Genomic DNA, 19,258 nt, shown 5'->3' on the forward strand with positions numbered 1-19,258 from the left:
AAATACAACAATAAGTAGTGGAAATACAACTAGGGGTAGCGCGGTTTATTTGCAGCGAAGTGGGCCTTCAAAATAACTTTGTGGTATCAAAAAAAATATAAAAACATGATGCTAAATTCTAAATCGATCGGCAATAAAATTGCTGAAGCAAGAAAGAAAACAAATCTTTCACAGGCCGAACTTGCCCAGCAGGTTTCCATCAGTCCACAGGCGGTAGGTAAATGGGAGCGGGGCGAATCCCTGCCGGATATCATGACCTTAAACAGGCTTGCGGAAATACTCGCCGTAGATCTCAATTATTTTTCTGAAAGTTTTCAGCGGGGGACTGTTGATACTATGCTGTATGAGTCAGTCGAAGCCGATGGACAAGCCTATCCGGCAGATAGGGAGCCGAAGTCCGAAAATCAGGCTGGCCGCAGCTGGGATATGTCAAAAGGCAATTGGGAAAATGCTGATTTCTCCGGTTTAAAGAATCTGAGTGAGCAGTTCAGTTCTTCCAATATCAAAAATTGCAAGTTTACAAACGCAGATCTATCGGGGCTGATACTTGGTAAAAACAATATTGAATTATGTGACTTCTCCTATTCAGACCTGAAAAGCAGTAGGATACAGTCTTCGAATCTACTCAAAAACCAATTTGACCATTGCTCGTTTATCGATACTGATTTTTCGAGAAGCAATATCGGAAAGTGTAATTTCTCTGGTGCGGATTTTACAGGTGCCAGATTTGATACCGGCTGTTTTGAGAGCAATGAGATGACCAATACCGTGCTAAAACGCACCTCATTTAAAAATACTGGGATCAGTGACGTCATCTTTGAAGGCAGGATCGAAGACTGTCATTTTGAGGGCTGCGGTTTTTATAAAGTCAAATTTCAGGGCGCCATCATCTTGAATACCTTTTTTAAATACAATAGAAAATTTAAAAAAGTGGAGTTCTCCGACTGTAAAGTAGATAGACTAACCTATGCTTTCCTGAAGAATAACGAAGCAAATTTAACGGGAATAACGCTTATCGAGGAATAAGTAGGCCGATCTAAAAAACTTCAATAGCAGGCAAGCACAAAATAAAGCTTGTGAAAGACAGGAGTGAACCCCTGCGAGGTATATCGCTAAGCTAAAATGAGTGGCCCGGGAGACAAACAAGATAAATGATAAACGGGGCGGTTCAAAAAGATTGGACTGCCCCGTTTATCTAACATAAGACTGCTGTTACAGGTCGTGCAAAGGCGGATTTGTATGATTATACCGTTTTTTTATCCATATTAAGTGTAAAGTAGAAGGTACTTCCGGCTCCGTATTCGCTTTCGACCCAAATTTCTCCGCCTTGTGCTTCAATGAATTCTTTACTGATACTCAGGCCTAAGCCTGTACCTTCCTTCTTTGTGCCCGGAATGCGAAAATATCGTTCAAAAATCTTTTTTAGATATTGGGGTTGTATTCCCTGTCCGGTATCCGAAACTGAAAATTTGACCCTATTATTCTCCTGTTCTGTTTTGATCTGTATTTTAGCATGCTCATAGGAATAACGTATGGCATTGGAAATGAGGTTGGTCAATACCCAGGCTGATTTTTCGCTGTCGGTCACAGCAGTTAAAGCTTCATCGGACATTTCAATCTCGATCTGTATATTTTTATTGTCAGCGGCAGACTTATTGGCGTTGACCGCATATTCGATGATCGGTTTGATGGCAGCAGGCAGCAGATTGATCTGTATGGAGCCGCTTTCGACCTGTGTAATGTTGAGCAGTTCGCCCGTTATTTTCAGTAAGCGCTGTGTGTCATCTTTTATCCCATTGACCAATTCTTTTTGTTCCCCATTCAACAGCCCTAGCTTTTCATTTTCTAAGAGTTGTACCCCCATCTGAATGGATGAAATAGGTGTTTTAAATTCGTGGGATACCGTCCCCATGAAATTTGTTTTGGCGAGATCAAGTTCTTTGAAAGGAGTGATATTACGCAATAGGATCACCTGACCAATAAATTTTGTTGCTGTTTCGCCGGTGGGGACGATATTAATGTCGATGACTTCCTTTTCAAAATAACTTTCTTTGCCATCGGCATAGATTTTTAGCTGTTCTGCTTTGTTCGTTTTTGTCTGCGGTAGAAAAATGTCTTTGATAATATCCCGAATCAGATCATTGGTTACTGCGATATCCTGAACAGCTTTTCCAATGAAATCCTCTTTTCTTAGTCCTGAGATGTTCAGGGCTTCGTCGTTAGCAAACAGTATCTTTTTATTTTCATCGATTCCGATAACGGGGTCATGCATGTTATCGATCAAGGTCTCGATCCGCTTTTTCCCTTTGAGGATTTTTTCTAATTTGCTATCCGAATATTCTTCCAGCTTCTCTGCCATGGTATTAAATGATCGGGCCAGATCCCCAAATTCATTGTGGCCACCGAAGTTGACACGTTTTGAATAATTTTGACTGGCAATTTCCTTGATACTATCGGTCAGTTCGCGGATGGGGTTGGCAATATTGGATGGCAGATTGATCAGCAAAATGACGGCGATCAGAAAACACAATGCTCCTGTAAAGGAGATAATGAGTATTGCCCTGCGGGCGGTATCATCCGCAATATTACTTTTTCTGCTGATCGCATCCATATTTAACCGCATCAATTCGGTGATATCTCTACGGATGGATGAGCTTAGCTGGGCATCATCGGGTTTATTTTTAAGTGAACCGAAGTGTTTGACAATCAGGTTTGTCGTTTCGATCTCGCCGATTTCAGTGACGTTGCCCATTTGCAATGTCAAATTATGCTGAAAGGTATCAATTGCCGCAGCATCCTTGCCGATATCTTCGAGTGCGAGCAACATATTCCGTGAATAGAGCAGGGTGTTGTAATTTGCGACAAGTATATTATTCGTGTCTCTTTTGAGCTGATTAACATACCACCCGCTGATAACAGCTAAGGCAACTATCAAGATAAATAGGAGCCCCACACCAAATGTTAATTTTGCTTTGATTTTCATTTTATGACAATATTACGAGATCAATATTTTCCCGGGACAATTTATTCAACAAGGTATTGAATGTATCCGTTGCGAGTATGATTTTTATTAGATTGATATGTGGTTTACCGATACAAACTGTTGTGATCATACGTTCTTCACACTCTTTAATAATGGCTTTGGTGGTGTTCTTGGCTTTCACTTTAATAATTTCAGCCCCCAGCTCAGTGGCCAGTTTAAAGTTATTGATGAGATGCCGCTGTTTGTCCAGGGCGATCCGGTCTACACTTTCTTTGGGAACCTGTACATACATGACATACCACTTGCTGTTATAATAGTTGGCCAGCCGGGCGGTTTTCCGGATGACATTTCTGGCCGTTTGTTCGTTTGAACTGATACAGGCCAGGAAACGTTCTTTTCGCACATTCCGACTGAGGACAACTTCCGTTTCGACCTTTCTTTGCACCTGCGAGGCCACTTCCTTTAACGCGAGTTCCCGTAGCTGCAGAATATGTTCGCTTTTGAAGAAATTGTTGAGGGCGGCAGCTACTTTTGAGCGTTCGTAAATCTTACCTTCTTTTAGTCTATTGATGAGTTCTTCTGCCGTCAAGTCTATATTGACCACTTCATCGGCTTGGGCCAGCACGCTGTCCGGAACACGTTCCTGCACATCAATACCCGTGATAGCGCTGACTTCATCATTGAGGCTCTCAATATGTTGGATATTTACTGCGCTGATCACATTGATGCCAGCATCAAGGATATCCATTACATCCTGCCACCTTTTTTCGTTTTTGCTACCTTCGATATTTGTATGGGCCAGTTCATCGACAATAACCACTTCTGGACTAAGATTTAAAATGGCCTGTACATCCATTTCTTCAAGCTCCTTGCCTTTATAAAACAAAGTTCTCCTGGGGATAAGAGGCAGGCCAGCCAACAAGGCATGGGTGTCGATACGCTGATGGGTTTCGATATAGCCGATCTTGACATCGATACCACTATTTAAAAGCGCATGTGCCTCCTGAAGCATCCGGAATGTCTTACCCACTCCGGCACTCATCCCGATATAAAGCTTAAATTTACCTCTCCGGGATTTCTGAATCAGCTTTAAAAAATGTTCTGCACTTTTTCTTTCATCCATAATATGTGATAACTTTTATAAACTTACAAATTCCCCTTAAACAAATTGCCAAGGGGAATTATTATCTATTCGCTCTGTTAAGTCAAAATAGCCCTTAAACAGTACTTGATAGCTGACACTTTTATTTGCTAGACATCTTGTCCAGAGCGATGTTGAGTTTTAATACATTGATTTTTTGAGGACCAAAAATTCCCCATAAAGGGCCTTCGGTATTGTCTTCGATCAATTGATTTATTTTCTGTTCTTCGAGACTCCGCGCCGCTGCTATACGTTTGACCTGAACTTTGGCCGCCTGTACAGAAAAATTTGGATCTAATCCGCTTCCGCTTGCTGTAATCAAATCGACAGGTATTTCAGACTTTTTGATACCGGGGTTGTGGACCAAAAAAGTATCAATACGCGCCTGCACCTGGCTCAGGTATTCTTCGTTTGAAGGTCCTTTATTGCTGCCTCCCGAACCGGCCGCATTGTAATTTACAGCAGAGGGCCTCGACCAAAAATATTTGTCGGCCGTAAATGCCTGACCGATATTTGCGTAGTATTTTTTACCATTATACGCAACTATTTTTCCCTTCCCCGCGTTGGCGGAAAATTGGGCTAGTCCCCAGACAGTTAATGGATAGATAACCGTAAAGAACAGAATAAGGATGAGCGTCAGCTTTATTGCTGGCAGAATGTGTTTTTTCATTTTATTTATATTTTATGGCGATAAAATCGGGCGAAAATAAGTTCCACCGAATTCCAGTGCCTTTGATTTATGGATTAAAAGAATATAGCAACGAACATGTCGATTACCTTGATACCTAAGAAAGGAACGACAACTCCACCTAATCCAAATATGAATAGATTTCGGCGCAGCAAAGCACTTGCTCCGATCGGTTTATAGGCCACACCTTTGAGTGCCAACGGAATCAGCATTGGAATTATGATGGCATTGAAAATTACGGCTGATAGAATAGCACTTTCCGGGCTGTGCAATTTCATGATATTGAGCCCCTGTAATGCTGGGATAGCACTGATAAAAAGAGCCGGAATAATCGCAAAATATTTAGCGACGTCGTTGGCGATACTAAAGGTTGTCAATGTTCCTCTGGTCATTAATAATTGCTTACCGATTTCAACCACCTCGATCAATTTTGTCGGATCATTATCCAGATCCACCATATTTCCCGCTTCTTTTGCAGCCTGTGTACCTGAATTCATGGCGACTCCCACATCGGCTTGGGCTAAAGCCGGAGCATCATTTGTTCCGTCTCCCATCATGGCTACCAAACGGCCTTCGGATTGCTCTTTTTTGATATAATTCATTTTATCTTCGGGTTTGGCTTCAGCGATAAAATCATCTACACCAGCTTTATCAGCAATAAATTTGGCGGTCAGGGGATTGTCGCCCGTTACCATCACTGTTTTGATCCCCATTTTGCGAAGACGTTCAAAACGTTCATGGATACCGGGTTTGATGATGTCCTGAAGTTCGATTACACCCAGTGCAATATCATTTTCAGAAACCACTAAGGGGGTTCCTCCGTTTTGGGAGATGGCCTTAACACTTTCTTCGACTTCTTCCGGAAATCTGTTACCCGCTCCTGTAACAAGATTTTTAATCGCATCAGTGGCGCCTTTTCGAATACGCACGTTGTCATAATCTATACCTGAACTTCGTGTTTCTGCGGTGAACTTGATGAATTCGGGATTCTTTACTTCATAGCTCATCGGGTTGACACCGGCCAGTTCTATAATAGATTTCCCTTCTGGCGTTTCATCAGCCATGGAGCTCAGTACGGCAGCTTTTATTAATTTTTGTTCATCAATACCATGTGCAGGGTGAAACTGGGTAGCCTTTCGGTTACCTATCGTTATTGTCCCTGTTTTATCCAATAACAATACATCTATATCGCCTGCGGTTTCTACGGCTTTACCACTTTTGGTAATGACGTTTGCACGTAGAGCGCGATCCATACCGGCGATGCCTATTGCTGAAAGCAATCCACCAATGGTGGTCGGGATGAGGCAGACAAAGAGAGAAATAAAGGACGCTATGGTGATACCGACATTGGCATGATCTGCAAATGGTTTTAATGTCACACAGACAATAATAAATACCAATGTAAAGCCGGCCAGTAAGATGGTTAGCGCGATTTCATTTGGGGTCTTTTGTCTTGAAGCACCTTCGACTAGCGCAATCATTTTATCGAGAAAACTCTCACCGGGTTGTGTGGTGACCTGCACAACAATTTTGTCGGAAAGTACCTTGGTACCACCCGTCACGGAGCTTTTGTCACCTCCTGCTTCCCGAATGACGGGGGCCGATTCGCCGGTGATGGCACTTTCATCAATTGTAGCAAGTCCTTCCACGATTTCACCATCTGAAGGGATAATGTCGCCGGCTTCGCAGACGAAAATATCGCCCTTTTTTAACTGGGCCGAAGAGATGGTCTGGCCAGTTTTAAGTTTGGCCGGAGTTTCTTCTCTTGTTTTGCGGAGGCTATCCGCCTGCGCTTTTCCCCTTGCTTCGGCAATAGCCTCAGCAAAGTTGGCAAACAACAGGGTGAGCAATAGTATAACGAATACAACGAAATTATAGGCAAAACTTCCCTGTCCTTTTGCCCCAGCCAAGGTCCATAAACTGACGATGAGCATGACCATGGTTCCGATCCAGACGGTAAACATCACCGGATTGCGGAACATTGTTTTCGGGTTTAGTTTCACAAAAGACTGTTTCAGTGCTTCCTGTACCATGTCTTTTTGAAACAGTGATGTATTTTTATTCATTTCTAATGTCTTTAATCAATGTTTAATAAAGGGAAAAGTATTCTGCAATAGGACCCAGAGCCAGTGCCGGGAAAAAAGATAATGCGGCTACTATGGCGATCACGGCAAATACCATAAGGCCGAAAGTTGCGGTATCTGTTTTCAACGTTCCATCTCCCTCTGGAATATATTTCTTTTCTGCGAGCAGGCCTGCTATGGCCACAGGGCCAATAATCGGTAGGAATCGGGACAGTATGAGCACGAAACCGGTGCTGATATTCCACCATATGGTGTTGTCTCCTAAGCCTTCAAAACCGCTACCATTATTTGCTGCCGATGAAGTGTATTCGTAAAGCATTTCAGTAAAGCCGTGAAATCCGGGATTGTTGAGTGTAGCGCTTGTATATTGCGGAACTGCTGCTGCCAACGCTGTTCCCACAAGGATGAGAAAAGGATGTAGCAGCGCGATGATCATGGCAATTTTCATTTCTCTGGCTTCGACTTTCTTTCCTAAAAATTCGGGTGTACGGCCGACCATAAGTCCACTGATGAATACGGCGAGGATGATGAAGATAAAGAAGTTCAATATACCGACACCACAGCCCCCATAGAAGGCATTTATCATCATGGCAAGCAATTCGTTCATACCCGATAGGGGCATGGTACTGTCGTGCATGGCATTGATCGAACCTGTTGAAATCACCGTGGTCACGATGCTCCAAAAACCGGATGCAGCTGCTCCGAAGCGGATTTCTTTTCCTTCCATCGCTCCGAGCGTATGGTCAACTCCCATTGCTGTGATCGCAGGATTACCTTTTGTTTCCATTATAATATTAGGGATAACGAGCAAAAGGAAACCGGCTGTCATGACACCAAATATCATCCATGAGAGCTTGCGCCGCTTAATAAAAATACCAAGCGCGAAGATCATGGCTATGGGGATGATCATCTGTGCGACCATTTCGACCATGTTGGATAGATAGGAAGGATTTTCAAAAGGGTGGACAGAATTTGCACCAAAAAATCCACCCCCATTTGTTCCGATATGTTTGATCGCTACAAAGGCCGCTGCAGGGCCCCGTGACACAGCCACAGTATCACCTTGCAATGTTGTAAGGGTATCTTTTCCTTCGAAGGTCATTGGTGTCCCCTCGAAAGCAAGGATAATGGCCACCACCAAGGAAAGGGGAAGCAAAATACGTGTACATGATTTTACAAAATAGTTGTAAAAATTTCCCAATGTGTTTGCTGTACGATCGCGGAATGCCCTGAATACAAGTACAGCGGCGGCCATACCGATACCTGCACTTACAAATTGTAGGAACATCAGCCAATATTGTCCCAGGTAACTGAGCCCGGTCTCACCAGAATAGTGTTGTAGGTTACAGTTAACGACAAATGAAATGACCGTGTTGAATGCAAGGTCTGCCGACATACTCGGATTGTTGTCGGGGTTCAAGGGCAGGCTACCCTGTGTCATTAGAATGAGCATGCCCAGCAAAAACCAGATCATATTGATACTGATCATCGCTACCATCTGTTGCTTCCAGTTCATTTCCGTCTGTGGATTGATACCGCTGACTTTATAAAAGATCCGTTCCAGGGGATTAAATATCGGATCAAGCAGTGTTTTTTCACCGCCATAGACTTTTGCAATGTATTTGCCCAAGGGTATTGCAAGCAATACTGTTAAGACGAACATTACGATTATTCCTAAAATTTCTGTATTCATTTCTGTTGATTATTACTTAATGTCTCTAAAAACCGTCTGATGAAATCCTCCTTGCTCTATAGGTCGGAATATCTTTCATCGACTCTAGTGATTTAAAATTTCTCGGGTTTTAGCAGTACGTAGCAGATGTAAATAAATACACCGATTGCTACCACAAATAGTGCTGTCATATAAAGGATTGTTGAGTGATATAATTGTTGCTCTGTAACAGATAAATCTGTTTAAGATTTTTAGGAATCTGCTGATACATATAGATCCATTCTTCGGAGGTGCATCTTCTTTTCATTCCCCGAAAGGAACGTACAAAGAGATTTTCAATAATATTGCGTACCTGTTCATTTCCCCTTCTGTAAAGCCATCCCATATATTTTAATCGGCTGCCGATTTTTTCGACCTGACCATTGGAAAGCAAATAATTGATGTGATTTACAATAGCCTGAAAGATTCCGGCAAAATTTCTTCGCGATGATAGCTCGTTGATTTCTTCTTTTATTTCACCATAATGACCGGCAAGATATTGACTTGCCGACTGTTCATTTATTTTATTCATTGCGATCAGATTTTATCAAAAAAGTCTATTGATTTGATGAATAGGCCAAAGCAGGCTACGCCGGCCAGTGTTAATATGAATGTTACCATTTTCCTATGTATTAGATTGTACTAAAGTGTTTTATCATTGCACCGAAAATCAATACCACCGTTGTTGCAAAGAACAATAGGTGATAGGGCTTTAACCATTTTGGAAAGGATCGTGTCTCTTGTTCCTGTTGCGATTTAAAAGCTGTCTTGCTCATGTTTATTTATTTTATACCCGATATGCCAAAATGTATTCCAATAGCTTTTTTAAGATTGTAATTGATTGATTTTAAGTGTTTTTCTTATTTTATTCATGTGGCTGGGAACCAAATAACCTCTCATTTTGATAAGGTGGATTATCAAAATGAGAGGTTAGTGTTTCTATCAAATGTGGAGCCGAACAGCACCGAATACAGGGTTTGGGCCGCTGCCGGGGATCGGCTCGGACCTCGAGCTAGTAAATTTGCTCCTTCAATGATGAAAAGTGGAGGGATATTTTGAACGTAAGATCTGTACTGATCGGTGACAAGCTAAATATAGCCAAGAAAGGGCATTGGATCTGCTTGGAAATTATTAAGAAGAATTGTGGCGGCAGCTATTTTTCGTGTGAATCTGTCGGATATGCAAAAAGCCATGCTGTTTAACATGGCTTTTTGCACTACTTGTCAAGCTACATTGAAGCTGAAAGTTCTTTTAGGTAATATTTTTTTCTAATCCAGAATGCCAGATTGACCAGTGCGATCAGTGCGGGTACCTCAACCAAGGGGCCGATCACTCCAACAAAAGCCTGTCCACTATTGATGCCGAATACACCTATCGCAACAGCGATCGCAAGTTCAAAATTATTGCCTGCCGCAGTAAAAGCAATGGCCGTACTTTGCGTATAGTCTGCACCAACGCGTTTGCCTGCAAAAAAGCTGACAATGAACATCAATGCGAAATAGATAACCAAAGGAACTGCTATACGTAATACATCCATAGGCAATTGCAGGATCATTTCGCCCTTGAGACTGAACATCACCGTAATGGTAAAGAGTAGCGCTATCAAAGTCAGCGGGGAGATCAAAGGTATAAAACGGTTCTGAAACCAGCTTTCACCCATTAACGCGGTTAGTCCATATCTGCTCAGTACCCCGGCAAGGAAAGGAATGCCTAGATAAATAGCTACACTTTTTGCGATCTCAGCAATGGAAATGTTTACCGAAAGTCCGGTTACACCAAAAAGGGGCGGTAATACTGTGATAAAAATATAGGCGTAAACACTGTACAGTAGCACTTGAAAGATACTGTTCAATGCGATTAACCCGGCCGCATATTCTCTATTGCCGTCGGCGAGTTCATTCCATACAACTACCATTGCAATGCAGCGGGCAAGTCCAATCAAGATCAATCCGGTCATATATTCAGGGTAACCGTTCAGAAATAAAAGCGCCAGAACAAACATTAAAATTGGGCCTATGATCCAGTTGAGGACTAAGGAGGTGCCGAGAACTTTTAAATTTCGGAAAACCTTTCCAATCTGTTCATACCGTACCTTGGCCAATGGTGGATACATCATGAGAATCAACCCGACAGCAAGCGGTATATTTGTTGTACCGCTGCTATAGCTATTGATCCAAATTGCAGAAGAAGGAAAGAAATTGCCGAAAGAGATACCAAGAACCATTGCCAGAAATATCCATAAAGTGAGGTAGCGGTCGAGAAATTTTAATTTCGATTGCATGTGCTATTTCTTAATATGTGAAAAAACATAAAACATTTCTGCTGCGATTTCTAAACTACGTTCGTTATATACCCTTGTCTGTTGGGCGCTACCATCTGTAATCTTGGGATCCTCAAAAGGAAGTGGTATTCTTTTTTCAGCACCGGAAATAAAAGGACATCCGCTATCGGCCTGGGAGCAGGTCATCACGGCAGCAAATTCCGAGGTTGGATTGAATGGGCTATCGTATTTTTTTGAAAAACCGATAAGCGGGGTGATATTGTCGCCATATTTGATCGCATAGATGGGATTGGCAGTATCTGCGATTTTAAAAATATCAAATCCCTGTGCAGCCAGTGTTTCGGCTACCTTGGGGAACAAAGCAGTCTCTTCTGTACCCCCTGAGTAACAGTTCACTGCTGGAGTCTTGTGGTAGGATGCTGCCACCTGAGCCCAAATCTGGGCTAAATGGCTTCTTCGGGAATTGTGCGTACAGATAAAATTGAGGTTCACCGCCTGACCACGGTCTACCTTATCCTGAATAAATTGAATCAGCGGTAGCAATAGCGTCTTACGTTCCTCCGTCAAATCCTGTTCATTGGTAATCGCGCTGAATATTTCTTTTATTTTTTGATACATGGTATTGATCTTAAATGATTAGCAGCATCCAGAACCCGGGGTACAACAAGAGGATCCGTTGACTGGCAATGTTGACAGATTGATCTTCGGTTTTTGGGATGGTATTCCACAGGCATCCTGAGCAAGGCAAGCCGTGGTCTTGTTTTTCAATACAAAGGTCTTACCATTAAAATCTAGCTCATATTTGCCGATTGTATTGCTTTGATATTCCACTTCTATTTCCCCGTCTTCTATGCCCAATTTCTCTTCGGACAAATTAATGATATGTAATAGCTTGCCCGGTTTTAGTCTGTGTTCATGGTCATCGGCATTCCAGAGCTGAAAGTTGACGACTTTCTCGTGCCGGATCACCCCGCCGCAGTCAATGAAACTTTTTGAGATCTGACCTACCTCAGTGACATGAAAGTGCTCGGGAACAGATATACCATTCTCCAATTGAAACTCAACACGATCCAGTGTTGCTAAAATTTCTTTGATTTCTGATAATTTCATAAAAAACTAATTTTTATTATTTGTATGTAACTATATATTGCAATATTACGATTGGTATGTGTAAAAAAAACTACTTACAACAACTCGATATGTTTACATCCTGATTGAAAAATGCATTAAATTCCTGTTGCATTTGTTTCCAGACCATTTCATTAATGCAGTAACAGACGGATTTGCCTTCAATGGTACCCTGGATGATCCCTGTATTTTTTAGTTCCTTGAGGTGTTGGGAAATGGTCGCCTGTGCAAGACCCAATTCATCAACCAGGTCATTGCAAATACATGCCTTCTTGTCGATGATATATTGAAGGATAGCTATGCGGGCAGGATGTCCTAGCACTTTAAATGCTACAGCAAGCTTATTCTGTTCATCGGCGAAAATTTCTGTCTTTGTAAGTCCCATATTGATGTAATATTATATTGCAATATTACGATGATAATTTTGAATATCCAAATACCAGTGTAAAATTTTCAATCAGACATAATATACAGGTAACTGTATGGGAACCTAAATATGGAGGGATCATCCATGAACCAAATCATGCTGTTGGAAAGTTTTCAAATGTCCCGGTGACAACACATGCATTGTTATCCTTTCCAAAGCTAGTAGAACGTATTGTAAAAATCTGTTCAGAAAAATAAAAAGCGTGAACGAATTTGTCCGTACATACCTTGCAAGGGTCTTGCTGGGATCGGTAGGGAGCCGGAACATTCGATAGTTTGTAAGCTGTCTTTTTTTGGCAAAAATTTTGTTAAGGTAATGCGGATTACGAAATCAAAGGGGGCGTATGCGCCATAAGATTACACAGCAGCCAAGGTCAGTATCAAATTGATCTTGCGGTAGAGATACCATATAACTAAAGAAAACTAAATTAGCCTGCAACAAGACATGAGACCGATTTTATTTATCATATTCCTGCTCTTCATCGGACATTCGGAAGCGCAGGTCCAGGAGATCCCGGATCGTATCAAATCTACTTTTACTGGGACCTGGGGGTATAAGACTCGCTTTCAAACCAATACTGTCGTCATTTGGTTTGAACCTGGTAAAGATTATGCAAGTTTTAAAGACATCGGCAGCGGAGAAGCTCCAGCACGAACTTTTCAGGCACAGGTGAAAGGAAAGGTATTGTTTATTCCGGCTAAGCAGGGGATTAATGACGAGATAGAACTGGAAATCATCAAGGGAAAATTGAATTTAAGGGCGAGACGGATTACTTGGGATAACGACGGAAATGTTGTGCAAAAAGGCAATGTAGCAACAACATTTTTTAAACGTATTGCCGATCAGCATTAGAGATCCCCGTGCAAATTAGCACTTTTCTCGTGCGGAGCGCAATCGAACAGTAATAGGGCACAACTCAGGGCTGGCACCGTCGGAACTGCAGCCGTAGTTACAGAGCATGAGACTATTTCTTGCGAACAAGGGATTACGCAATTGGTGAAGTCGAGCAATGCAATCGAGTCAATTTCAGCTGGATAGCGTAATAGACCGCTAAATTACTCATTAAATAAAGAAAAATAGGCCTATTTACAATCCGCCTAAGATGTTTTATAATCCGAAGAAAAGTTGTCCCGATTTTTTGAGATCGCAATAGCTTTGCATTTGGTCAATGGAAAGCAGCGGTACGTCAAAATGTTTGCTGTTTGAGGAAACCAAGGGCTTCCTTTGCAGAAAAAACATGAAGAAACAAGTTTTATGTGCAATGTTGCTCAGTAGCTTAGCAACGCTGACGGTACAAGCCCAAAATGCAGTATCCGGACAGGTTGTTGTCGATTACGTCCCCCTGTCAAATTATATCCGGCCTGAAGACAGTGTAAAGACTGGGGCTAAAAGTGATTTCAAAAGGATACAATTCAATCTTGAAATACCTTTATCAACCAAAGTGGATTCCACGGGTAATATCAAACGCTGGTCCTGGAAAATGGGAGCTGCTTATGCCAAGATGCAAAACCGCGGTTATGAACAACAGCTTTTTCCGACTGAGATGTTGAACGCCGAGGTCGGTTTACAATATTTGACCTCCTTGAAGAAAAACTGGTCGCTGCTGACTTTTGCTTCGGTCGGTATCTATTCGGATCTGGTCAGAGTCAACGGTAAGGATGTGCTGGGGCAGGGGGGAGCACTTTTTATCAAACGGTTTAAACCAAATCTGGCTTTCGGCTTTGGACCAGTATTGAGCAATAGTTTTGGTGTGCCTATGATCCTGCCGGGATTGTATTTTGACTGGAAGACCAATGGAAAAGTCAAATTCAATGTAAACTTCCCACAAGGCCTTGCAGCTGCTTATCAGGTCAACAAGTTCATGGACCTCCGTGCAGTTGTCAATCTGGATGGTATGACGGCTGAAAGGGAAAAGGACGGCAAGTCCACGCTCGGTGGATTTATGTTGTTGACGGCCGGTCTCCAGCCCCAATTTAACCTCGGTAAAAATCTTAAATTACAGTTGACAGGCGGAAGCACACTCGCAAGGATGTATGTGGAAAACGATCGATCCTTAAAGAGTCTCTTCAAAGATAAGAAACAGGCCGACCCGCGCTTTTCACCGACCTTCTATACATCAGTAGCGTTTAAATGGAATATGCCCTACTAGCGGCTCAGGAGCTTCTTAAAAACCACGTTTTGAAGAAGCTCTTCTCTTTTTGTCCGTGATATGGGCAATTCTTGCGCTGCAATATATACTCTTCCTCCCGAGATCATATCGATGTGATTGACGTTGACCAGATAGGATTTGTGGATACGAAAAAAATGGCTATCCGGTAAAGCTATTTCCAGCGCAAGCATGGTCTGGTGAATGGTGAGAATCCGTTCTTTAAAATGAAGTTTCGTATAATTTTGCATACTTTCGGCATAGAGCAGATCCGTCCAGGAGATTTTGACGAAAGCGTCCCCCTGTCGAACAAAAAGCATGGTATCATTGCTACTGGGTTCCTGTGTCGATTTATTACGCTGTACAAATTGCTGGAAGGCTTTGGTTGCGGCCTGAAAAAAACGCGGGAATACGATAGGTTTTAGCAGATAATCCACCGCCTGGAGACGGAATCCTTCCAGGGCATACTCCGAATAAGCTGTAATGAAAATGCATAAGGGAGGGTTTTCCAGTGATTCCAAAAAATCGATACCATTGAGATAGGGCATATTGATATCTAAAAAAATAAGATCAATATCGCCTTGTTGCAATCTGGAGGTTGCCGCTAATGCTGACGGAAAAGTCGCCACGAGATCCAGAAAATCGACCTGTTCGGTCATCTCGGCAATATGCTGCCGTAACAGCGGTTCATCGTCTACGATGATACATTTCATCTTTGTCTGTTCCATAAATGTTTAGCAGTTAAGATTGATTGTCAGATCGACGCAGAAGCTGGTGTCCTGCTTGTCGATTTTCAGTGAATACTGATTTTCATATTGTAGCTCCAAGCGCTTTTTGACATTTTCCAGTCCAATGCCGGAATGTTTGTTCGAAACTTGCAGGGGATAGTTCCGATAGCTGTTTCTGATATGAAACTGAAAATAGCCGTCTTTTTCGGTGCAGTTGACACTAATCTTACCTTTTTGGTCCGGAAGCCTATCCACATGTTTGAAGGCATTTTCCACAAAGCAGATCAACATAAGTGGTGCAATATGTAAATCTTCTGTTGCCTGGGACCAGGTACAGTCCACCTCCAGTTCATCACCCCAGCGCATCTGTTCAATTGTGATAAAATTTTGTAAATATTGAAGTTCACGGCTTAACAGCACAAAGGATTGGTTGCATTCATAGAGTTGGTAACGTAGGATATCGGAAAATTTCAGCAATAAAAAATCAGCCATATCGACATCTTTTTTCATCAGGATATGGATGTGGTTCAATACATTGAACATAAAGTGCGGATTGACCTGATCCTGTAAAACTTTGAGCTGGCTTTCCAGAAAGTTTTGCTGCAGCTGGCTATGGTCCTGCTGAATATTGGCATGTTCCTGATAAAACCGGATACCACAAGCTGTGCCATTGATCAGCAGCGAAGAGGGGATAGATTTATAGCATTGAACAAATAAAAGTGTGGCCCGATCTTCCTTCGTTAGCACTTGACTATGCAGAATAAAATAAACATCCACTGCGCTGATCAGGAGCGCTAAAATAAGCACGAAAAAGATAGCTTTGAGGACAAAGGGCTTCATTTTTTGTGTCTTAATGGCTTTGGGTAAAATGCTGTCACTCAGGAATTGCGAGATAACGATGGAACAAATCATGACCAATGAAGTATGGGCCAATGCGCTATAGGAGTCCGAATCCTGTTTCACCTGTATCCACACGGCAAACCAGAGGACAAGCCAGAAGAGTGTGAGAAAAAGGTGCCGATGGACATAGTTTTTTTTGAGAAACATGGAACAAAAATAATCAAATATATAACAAAACCTTTGAAAGCGAATACGGGATTGCCTTCAAAGGTTTTTTGCGTTAAGGGCTGTATTAGAATATAAAGTAACCTACGCCGATGGAAAACGCCTGTGGCTTGGATTTAAAAGATTTGGACATATCCGAAAAACCTCTTTCATAGCGAACATCGATACTGAATTTTTGGATATCGACCCCAAGACCACCTGTAAATTGTACATTGGACTTATCGAAATGTTTGACTCCCTCTTTGATGGCCTTTAAAGGTGATAAGTTGTCATTCAGTGTATAATTATACACCGCACCGGCAAATACCCGAAAGTTCATGTCCTGTTGTTGGTAGATTTTATAACCGACCATCACAGGAATATCAATTGCATTCCATTTGAGTTTGGTTTCGGTCTGTCCCTGTGGTTTAAGTGCTGCTTTACGTTTACTGAAAAGTGCCTCGCCCTGAATGTACGCTCTTCCGAGGTTGAAACGTGCCATACCGCCCAAGTGGAGCCCCAGTGCATATTTGTCGTCCAGGTCTGCCAATTCGGTGTTGAGCTTGTTGATGCTGCTTCCACCTTTGATACCGATCTGAATAAGGGGCTGCTCCTGTGCAAATACCATTTTACTTAACATCATCGCGAAGAGTACAACGCATGATAAAATTGCTTTTCTGTTCATTTTTATTGTTTTGATATGCACAAAAAAACGAAGGCCGGCGCTGATACAGAAAAGTCTTTGACGAACGGTATACTGGCGGTGACGAAAGTAAACATGAAGATGAGCCATGGTATTGATCACCTATTGTTTTTCGGTCAAGTATTTCCAATATCGCTTGGGAACATGTCGCAAGTGAAGTTTTAAATTCTTCCGGGATTCGATCGTCGTGCTTTTAAAATAGGTTTTCCAGAGATGCTGGAATTCTCTTTCCTTTGGATCCAGATCTATTTCCAAACGATTAGGGGTCTGAATTTCATTTTCAGCACAGCTAGCTACTTCCTCTACGTGGTGGCAATTATAATAAAACCCGTAATTTCGTCGTATATCATAGATCAGCCACTGTTGGTCAGTAAAGCGATTCTTAAAAAAATCAATGACCAATGGCAGAACATTAAAATCGGGCTCCACAATAGCTGTATACAGACCATTATCGGATTTAACAAAGCGTATAAAGGCTTTCATCCGGTGTCTTTCCCGGCTCACTTTCTTTATCGTCTGATGTATACGCAACAGATCCGGCCGCCCATAATTCTGCATATCCATCTTTCCGGATTTGAAAAGTTCCACGATCAGCCGGAATCCGTTGGTCCATTCGGATGGACTGTCGCTGAGAAAATTGTGGTAAAAGATCTTGGTATTTTGTAATCCAATTAACTTATTCATCGCGGTCAGAATACGTATGGCTTTAAGTTCATTCGTATGGATCTGACGTTTCTGCGAAAATATATTGATTTCCAGCTGCTGTGCAGTTGTTGGAATAGCGTCAAATTCTTTTCGTTCAAAGGCTTCGAAAACGCAACATAAATAACCCTGATAACTCCCGTCGAAAATATAGTTCATCAGAATAATGTTAACTGCGTTTGAATGCTGTTCGAGTTGGTGCTGGACTGATGTCCAAGAAGAGATTTCCGAATCTGTTCCGGATAATGGAATCCGGCACTGATGACGGTATCTTGGCAAATCATAAAGTATTTTGCCCTGTTAAATGCGATTCCCAGCTTACGCAATTGGTATTCCTTTAATTTTCCGTATTGACGTGCCTGCACGATTTTGTTTGCGGACTGTCTACCAATCCCGGGAATTCGAATAATTGAATTGTAATCCGCTGTATTGATATCGATCGGAAAGAACTGAGGATTACGTAAAGCCCAGGCGAGTTTGGGGTCTATATCCAGTTCAAGCTGTTGATGTTGTGTATTTAGGATTTCATGCAGGGAGAACCCGTAGAACCGCAATAACCAGTCTGTTTGATAAAGTCTATTTTCACGCACAAGAGGTGGAGTGGTACCGATTTGTGGAAGCATGCTATCGGTGGCGTTTATGGGAATGTAACCTGAATAGTAAACGCGCTTGAGCTTATAATCTTTGTAAAATTCATGAGCGGTCTGCATAATCTGTAGGTCTGTCTCCGGTGTGGCTCCAATGACCATCTGTGTACTTTGGCCTGCGGGGACAAAGAGCGGAACGTTTTTAACAATCTTTTTATGCTGCTGAACGTTAAGGATTTCATTTTTGATAATCGCCAAAGGTTCGCGGACGGATTGATGGTCTTTTTCTGGTGCAACAAGTTTTAAGCCTTGCTCCGTAGGGATCTCCAGATTGACACTCATCCTATCAACGTATAGGCCGGCTTGCTTTAATAGCGACTCGCTGGCCCCGGGGATAGCTTTTAAATGAATATAGCCATTAAATCTTTCTTCGGTGCGAAGCTTTTTTACGACGAGCATCAACCTTTCCATCGTATAATCTGCGGATTTAAAAATCCCGGAACTTAAAAATAAACCTTCGATATAATTACGGCGATAAAAGTTCATCGTTAGATCAACGACTTCCTTCACTGAAAATGCCGCTCGTTGAACATCATTGCTGCGTCTGCTGACACAAAATGAACAATCATAGATGCAATAGTTGGTCATTAAAATTTTTAGCAAAGAGACACATCGACCATCTTCTGTATAGGTATGGCAAATCCCACTCGCTGATGCATCACCAATGCCATGCGTATTTTTTCGTTTTCCGCCACTTGAGCTACAGCTGACGTCATATTTTGCTGCATCAGCTAAGATCTTCAACTTATCATCAAATCCAATCATGATCAATATCTTAGTAATTTGTGTAAAATTACTATTTTTCTTAGTAAATATTGCTAAAAATAATACGATCTGAGCGAAAT

Annotated in this window: 20 protein-coding genes; 3 read left to right on the top strand and 17 right to left on the bottom strand. The window is 42.0% G+C overall.

Going from position 1 to position 19,258, the window contains the following annotated elements:
- Positions 1-105: 105 nt before the first annotated feature.
- Positions 106-1,026, top strand: coding sequence for a pentapeptide repeat-containing protein (locus BWD42_RS12095; RefSeq protein ID WP_254846227.1), 921 nt, complete (start codon positions 106-108; stop codon positions 1,024-1,026).
- A 217-nt stretch (positions 1,027-1,243) separates the two neighbouring features.
- Here BWD42_RS12095 and BWD42_RS12100 read toward each other — a convergent pair whose 3' ends face one another.
- The 12 genes from BWD42_RS12100 to BWD42_RS12155 form a co-directional block, all read right to left on the bottom strand.
- On the bottom strand, positions 1,244-2,983 hold the full coding sequence (locus tag BWD42_RS12100) for a sensor histidine kinase (RefSeq protein WP_077436621.1): 1,740 nt from the start codon (positions 2,981-2,983) through the stop codon (positions 1,244-1,246).
- Position 2,984: 1 nt separating this feature from the next.
- On the bottom strand, positions 2,985-4,106 hold the full coding sequence (locus BWD42_RS12105; RefSeq protein WP_175992047.1) for a sensor protein KdpD: 1,122 nt from the start codon (positions 4,104-4,106) through the stop codon (positions 2,985-2,987).
- Positions 4,107-4,227: 121 nt separating this feature from the next.
- Entirely contained in the window at positions 4,228-4,794 is a 567-nt protein-coding gene (locus BWD42_RS12110; protein WP_077436625.1) for a K(+)-transporting ATPase subunit C, read from the bottom strand.
- Positions 4,795-4,868: 74 nt separating this feature from the next.
- Positions 4,869-6,878, bottom strand: coding sequence for a potassium-transporting ATPase subunit KdpB (gene kdpB, locus BWD42_RS12115; RefSeq protein ID WP_077436627.1), 2,010 nt, complete (start codon positions 6,876-6,878; stop codon positions 4,869-4,871).
- Between the two features lie 22 nt (positions 6,879-6,900).
- Positions 6,901-8,589, bottom strand: coding sequence for a potassium-transporting ATPase subunit KdpA (gene kdpA, locus BWD42_RS12120; RefSeq protein WP_077436629.1), 1,689 nt, complete (start codon positions 8,587-8,589; stop codon positions 6,901-6,903).
- A 92-nt stretch (positions 8,590-8,681) separates the two neighbouring features.
- The gene (kdpF, locus tag BWD42_RS25220) at positions 8,682-8,759 is read right to left on the bottom strand and encodes a K(+)-transporting ATPase subunit F (protein WP_077436998.1); all 78 of its coding nucleotides are present in this window, start codon (positions 8,757-8,759) and stop codon (positions 8,682-8,684) included.
- A complete protein-coding gene (locus BWD42_RS12130) occupies positions 8,756-9,139 on the bottom strand; it encodes a hypothetical protein (protein WP_077436631.1) in 384 nt (127 codons plus the stop codon). The genes kdpF and BWD42_RS12130 overlap by 4 nt, the downstream gene beginning before the upstream one ends.
- Positions 9,140-9,239: 100 nt before the next feature.
- Positions 9,240-9,383, bottom strand: a complete 144-nt coding sequence (locus BWD42_RS24740; protein ID WP_175992048.1) for a hypothetical protein — start codon at positions 9,381-9,383, stop codon at positions 9,240-9,242.
- A gap of 452 nt (positions 9,384-9,835) precedes the next feature.
- The gene (arsB, locus tag BWD42_RS12140) at positions 9,836-10,888 is read right to left on the bottom strand and encodes an ACR3 family arsenite efflux transporter (RefSeq protein WP_077436635.1); all 1,053 of its coding nucleotides are present in this window, start codon (positions 10,886-10,888) and stop codon (positions 9,836-9,838) included.
- Positions 10,889-10,891: 3 nt separating this feature from the next.
- Positions 10,892-11,506, bottom strand: coding sequence for a low molecular weight phosphatase family protein (locus BWD42_RS12145; protein ID WP_077436637.1), 615 nt, complete (start codon positions 11,504-11,506; stop codon positions 10,892-10,894).
- 18 nt (positions 11,507-11,524) lie between these two features.
- On the bottom strand, positions 11,525-11,998 hold the full coding sequence (locus tag BWD42_RS12150; RefSeq protein ID WP_077436639.1) for a DUF6428 family protein: 474 nt from the start codon (positions 11,996-11,998) through the stop codon (positions 11,525-11,527).
- Between the two features lie 70 nt (positions 11,999-12,068).
- On the bottom strand, positions 12,069-12,401 hold the full coding sequence (locus BWD42_RS12155; RefSeq protein WP_077436641.1) for an ArsR/SmtB family transcription factor: 333 nt from the start codon (positions 12,399-12,401) through the stop codon (positions 12,069-12,071).
- A gap of 486 nt (positions 12,402-12,887) precedes the next feature.
- On the opposite strand from BWD42_RS12155, the gene BWD42_RS12165 reads away from it, so the two are divergent.
- Both BWD42_RS12165 and BWD42_RS12170 read left to right on the top strand, forming a co-directional pair.
- Positions 12,888-13,295 (top strand): hypothetical protein, encoded by a 408-nt coding sequence (locus BWD42_RS12165; protein WP_077436645.1) that lies wholly within the window; start codon positions 12,888-12,890, stop codon positions 13,293-13,295.
- Positions 13,296-13,680: 385 nt separating this feature from the next.
- On the top strand, positions 13,681-14,592 hold the full coding sequence (locus BWD42_RS12170; protein ID WP_077436999.1) for a DUF6268 family outer membrane beta-barrel protein: 912 nt from the start codon (positions 13,681-13,683) through the stop codon (positions 14,590-14,592).
- Here BWD42_RS12170 and BWD42_RS12175 read toward each other — a convergent pair.
- From BWD42_RS12175 to BWD42_RS12195, 5 genes are all read right to left on the bottom strand, one after another.
- Positions 14,589-15,317 carry a LytR/AlgR family response regulator transcription factor gene (locus BWD42_RS12175; RefSeq protein ID WP_077436647.1) on the bottom strand — a complete coding sequence of 243 codons (729 nt, stop codon included), beginning with the start codon at positions 15,315-15,317 and terminating at the stop codon, positions 14,589-14,591. The two genes, BWD42_RS12170 and BWD42_RS12175, sit on opposite strands and share 4 nt — an antisense overlap.
- A gap of 6 nt (positions 15,318-15,323) precedes the next feature.
- Positions 15,324-16,364 (bottom strand): sensor histidine kinase, encoded by a 1,041-nt coding sequence (locus BWD42_RS12180; RefSeq protein WP_077436649.1) that lies wholly within the window; start codon positions 16,362-16,364, stop codon positions 15,324-15,326.
- An 85-nt stretch (positions 16,365-16,449) separates the two neighbouring features.
- Positions 16,450-17,046 carry a porin family protein gene (locus BWD42_RS12185; RefSeq protein ID WP_077436651.1) on the bottom strand — a complete coding sequence of 199 codons (597 nt, stop codon included), beginning with the start codon at positions 17,044-17,046 and terminating at the stop codon, positions 16,450-16,452.
- 120 nt (positions 17,047-17,166) lie between these two features.
- Positions 17,167-17,925, bottom strand: a complete 759-nt coding sequence (locus BWD42_RS12190; RefSeq protein ID WP_077436653.1) for a TIGR03915 family putative DNA repair protein — start codon at positions 17,923-17,925, stop codon at positions 17,167-17,169.
- Positions 17,925-19,178 (bottom strand): putative DNA modification/repair radical SAM protein, encoded by a 1,254-nt coding sequence (locus BWD42_RS12195; protein ID WP_077436655.1) that lies wholly within the window; start codon positions 19,176-19,178, stop codon positions 17,925-17,927. Before BWD42_RS12195 ends, BWD42_RS12190 begins: the two co-directional genes overlap by 1 nt.
- Between the last annotated feature and the right edge of the window lie 80 nt (positions 19,179-19,258).

This window comes from Sphingobacterium sp. CZ-UAM (genome assembly GCF_002000245.1).
Lineage (GTDB): Bacteria > Bacteroidota > Bacteroidia > Sphingobacteriales > Sphingobacteriaceae > Sphingobacterium.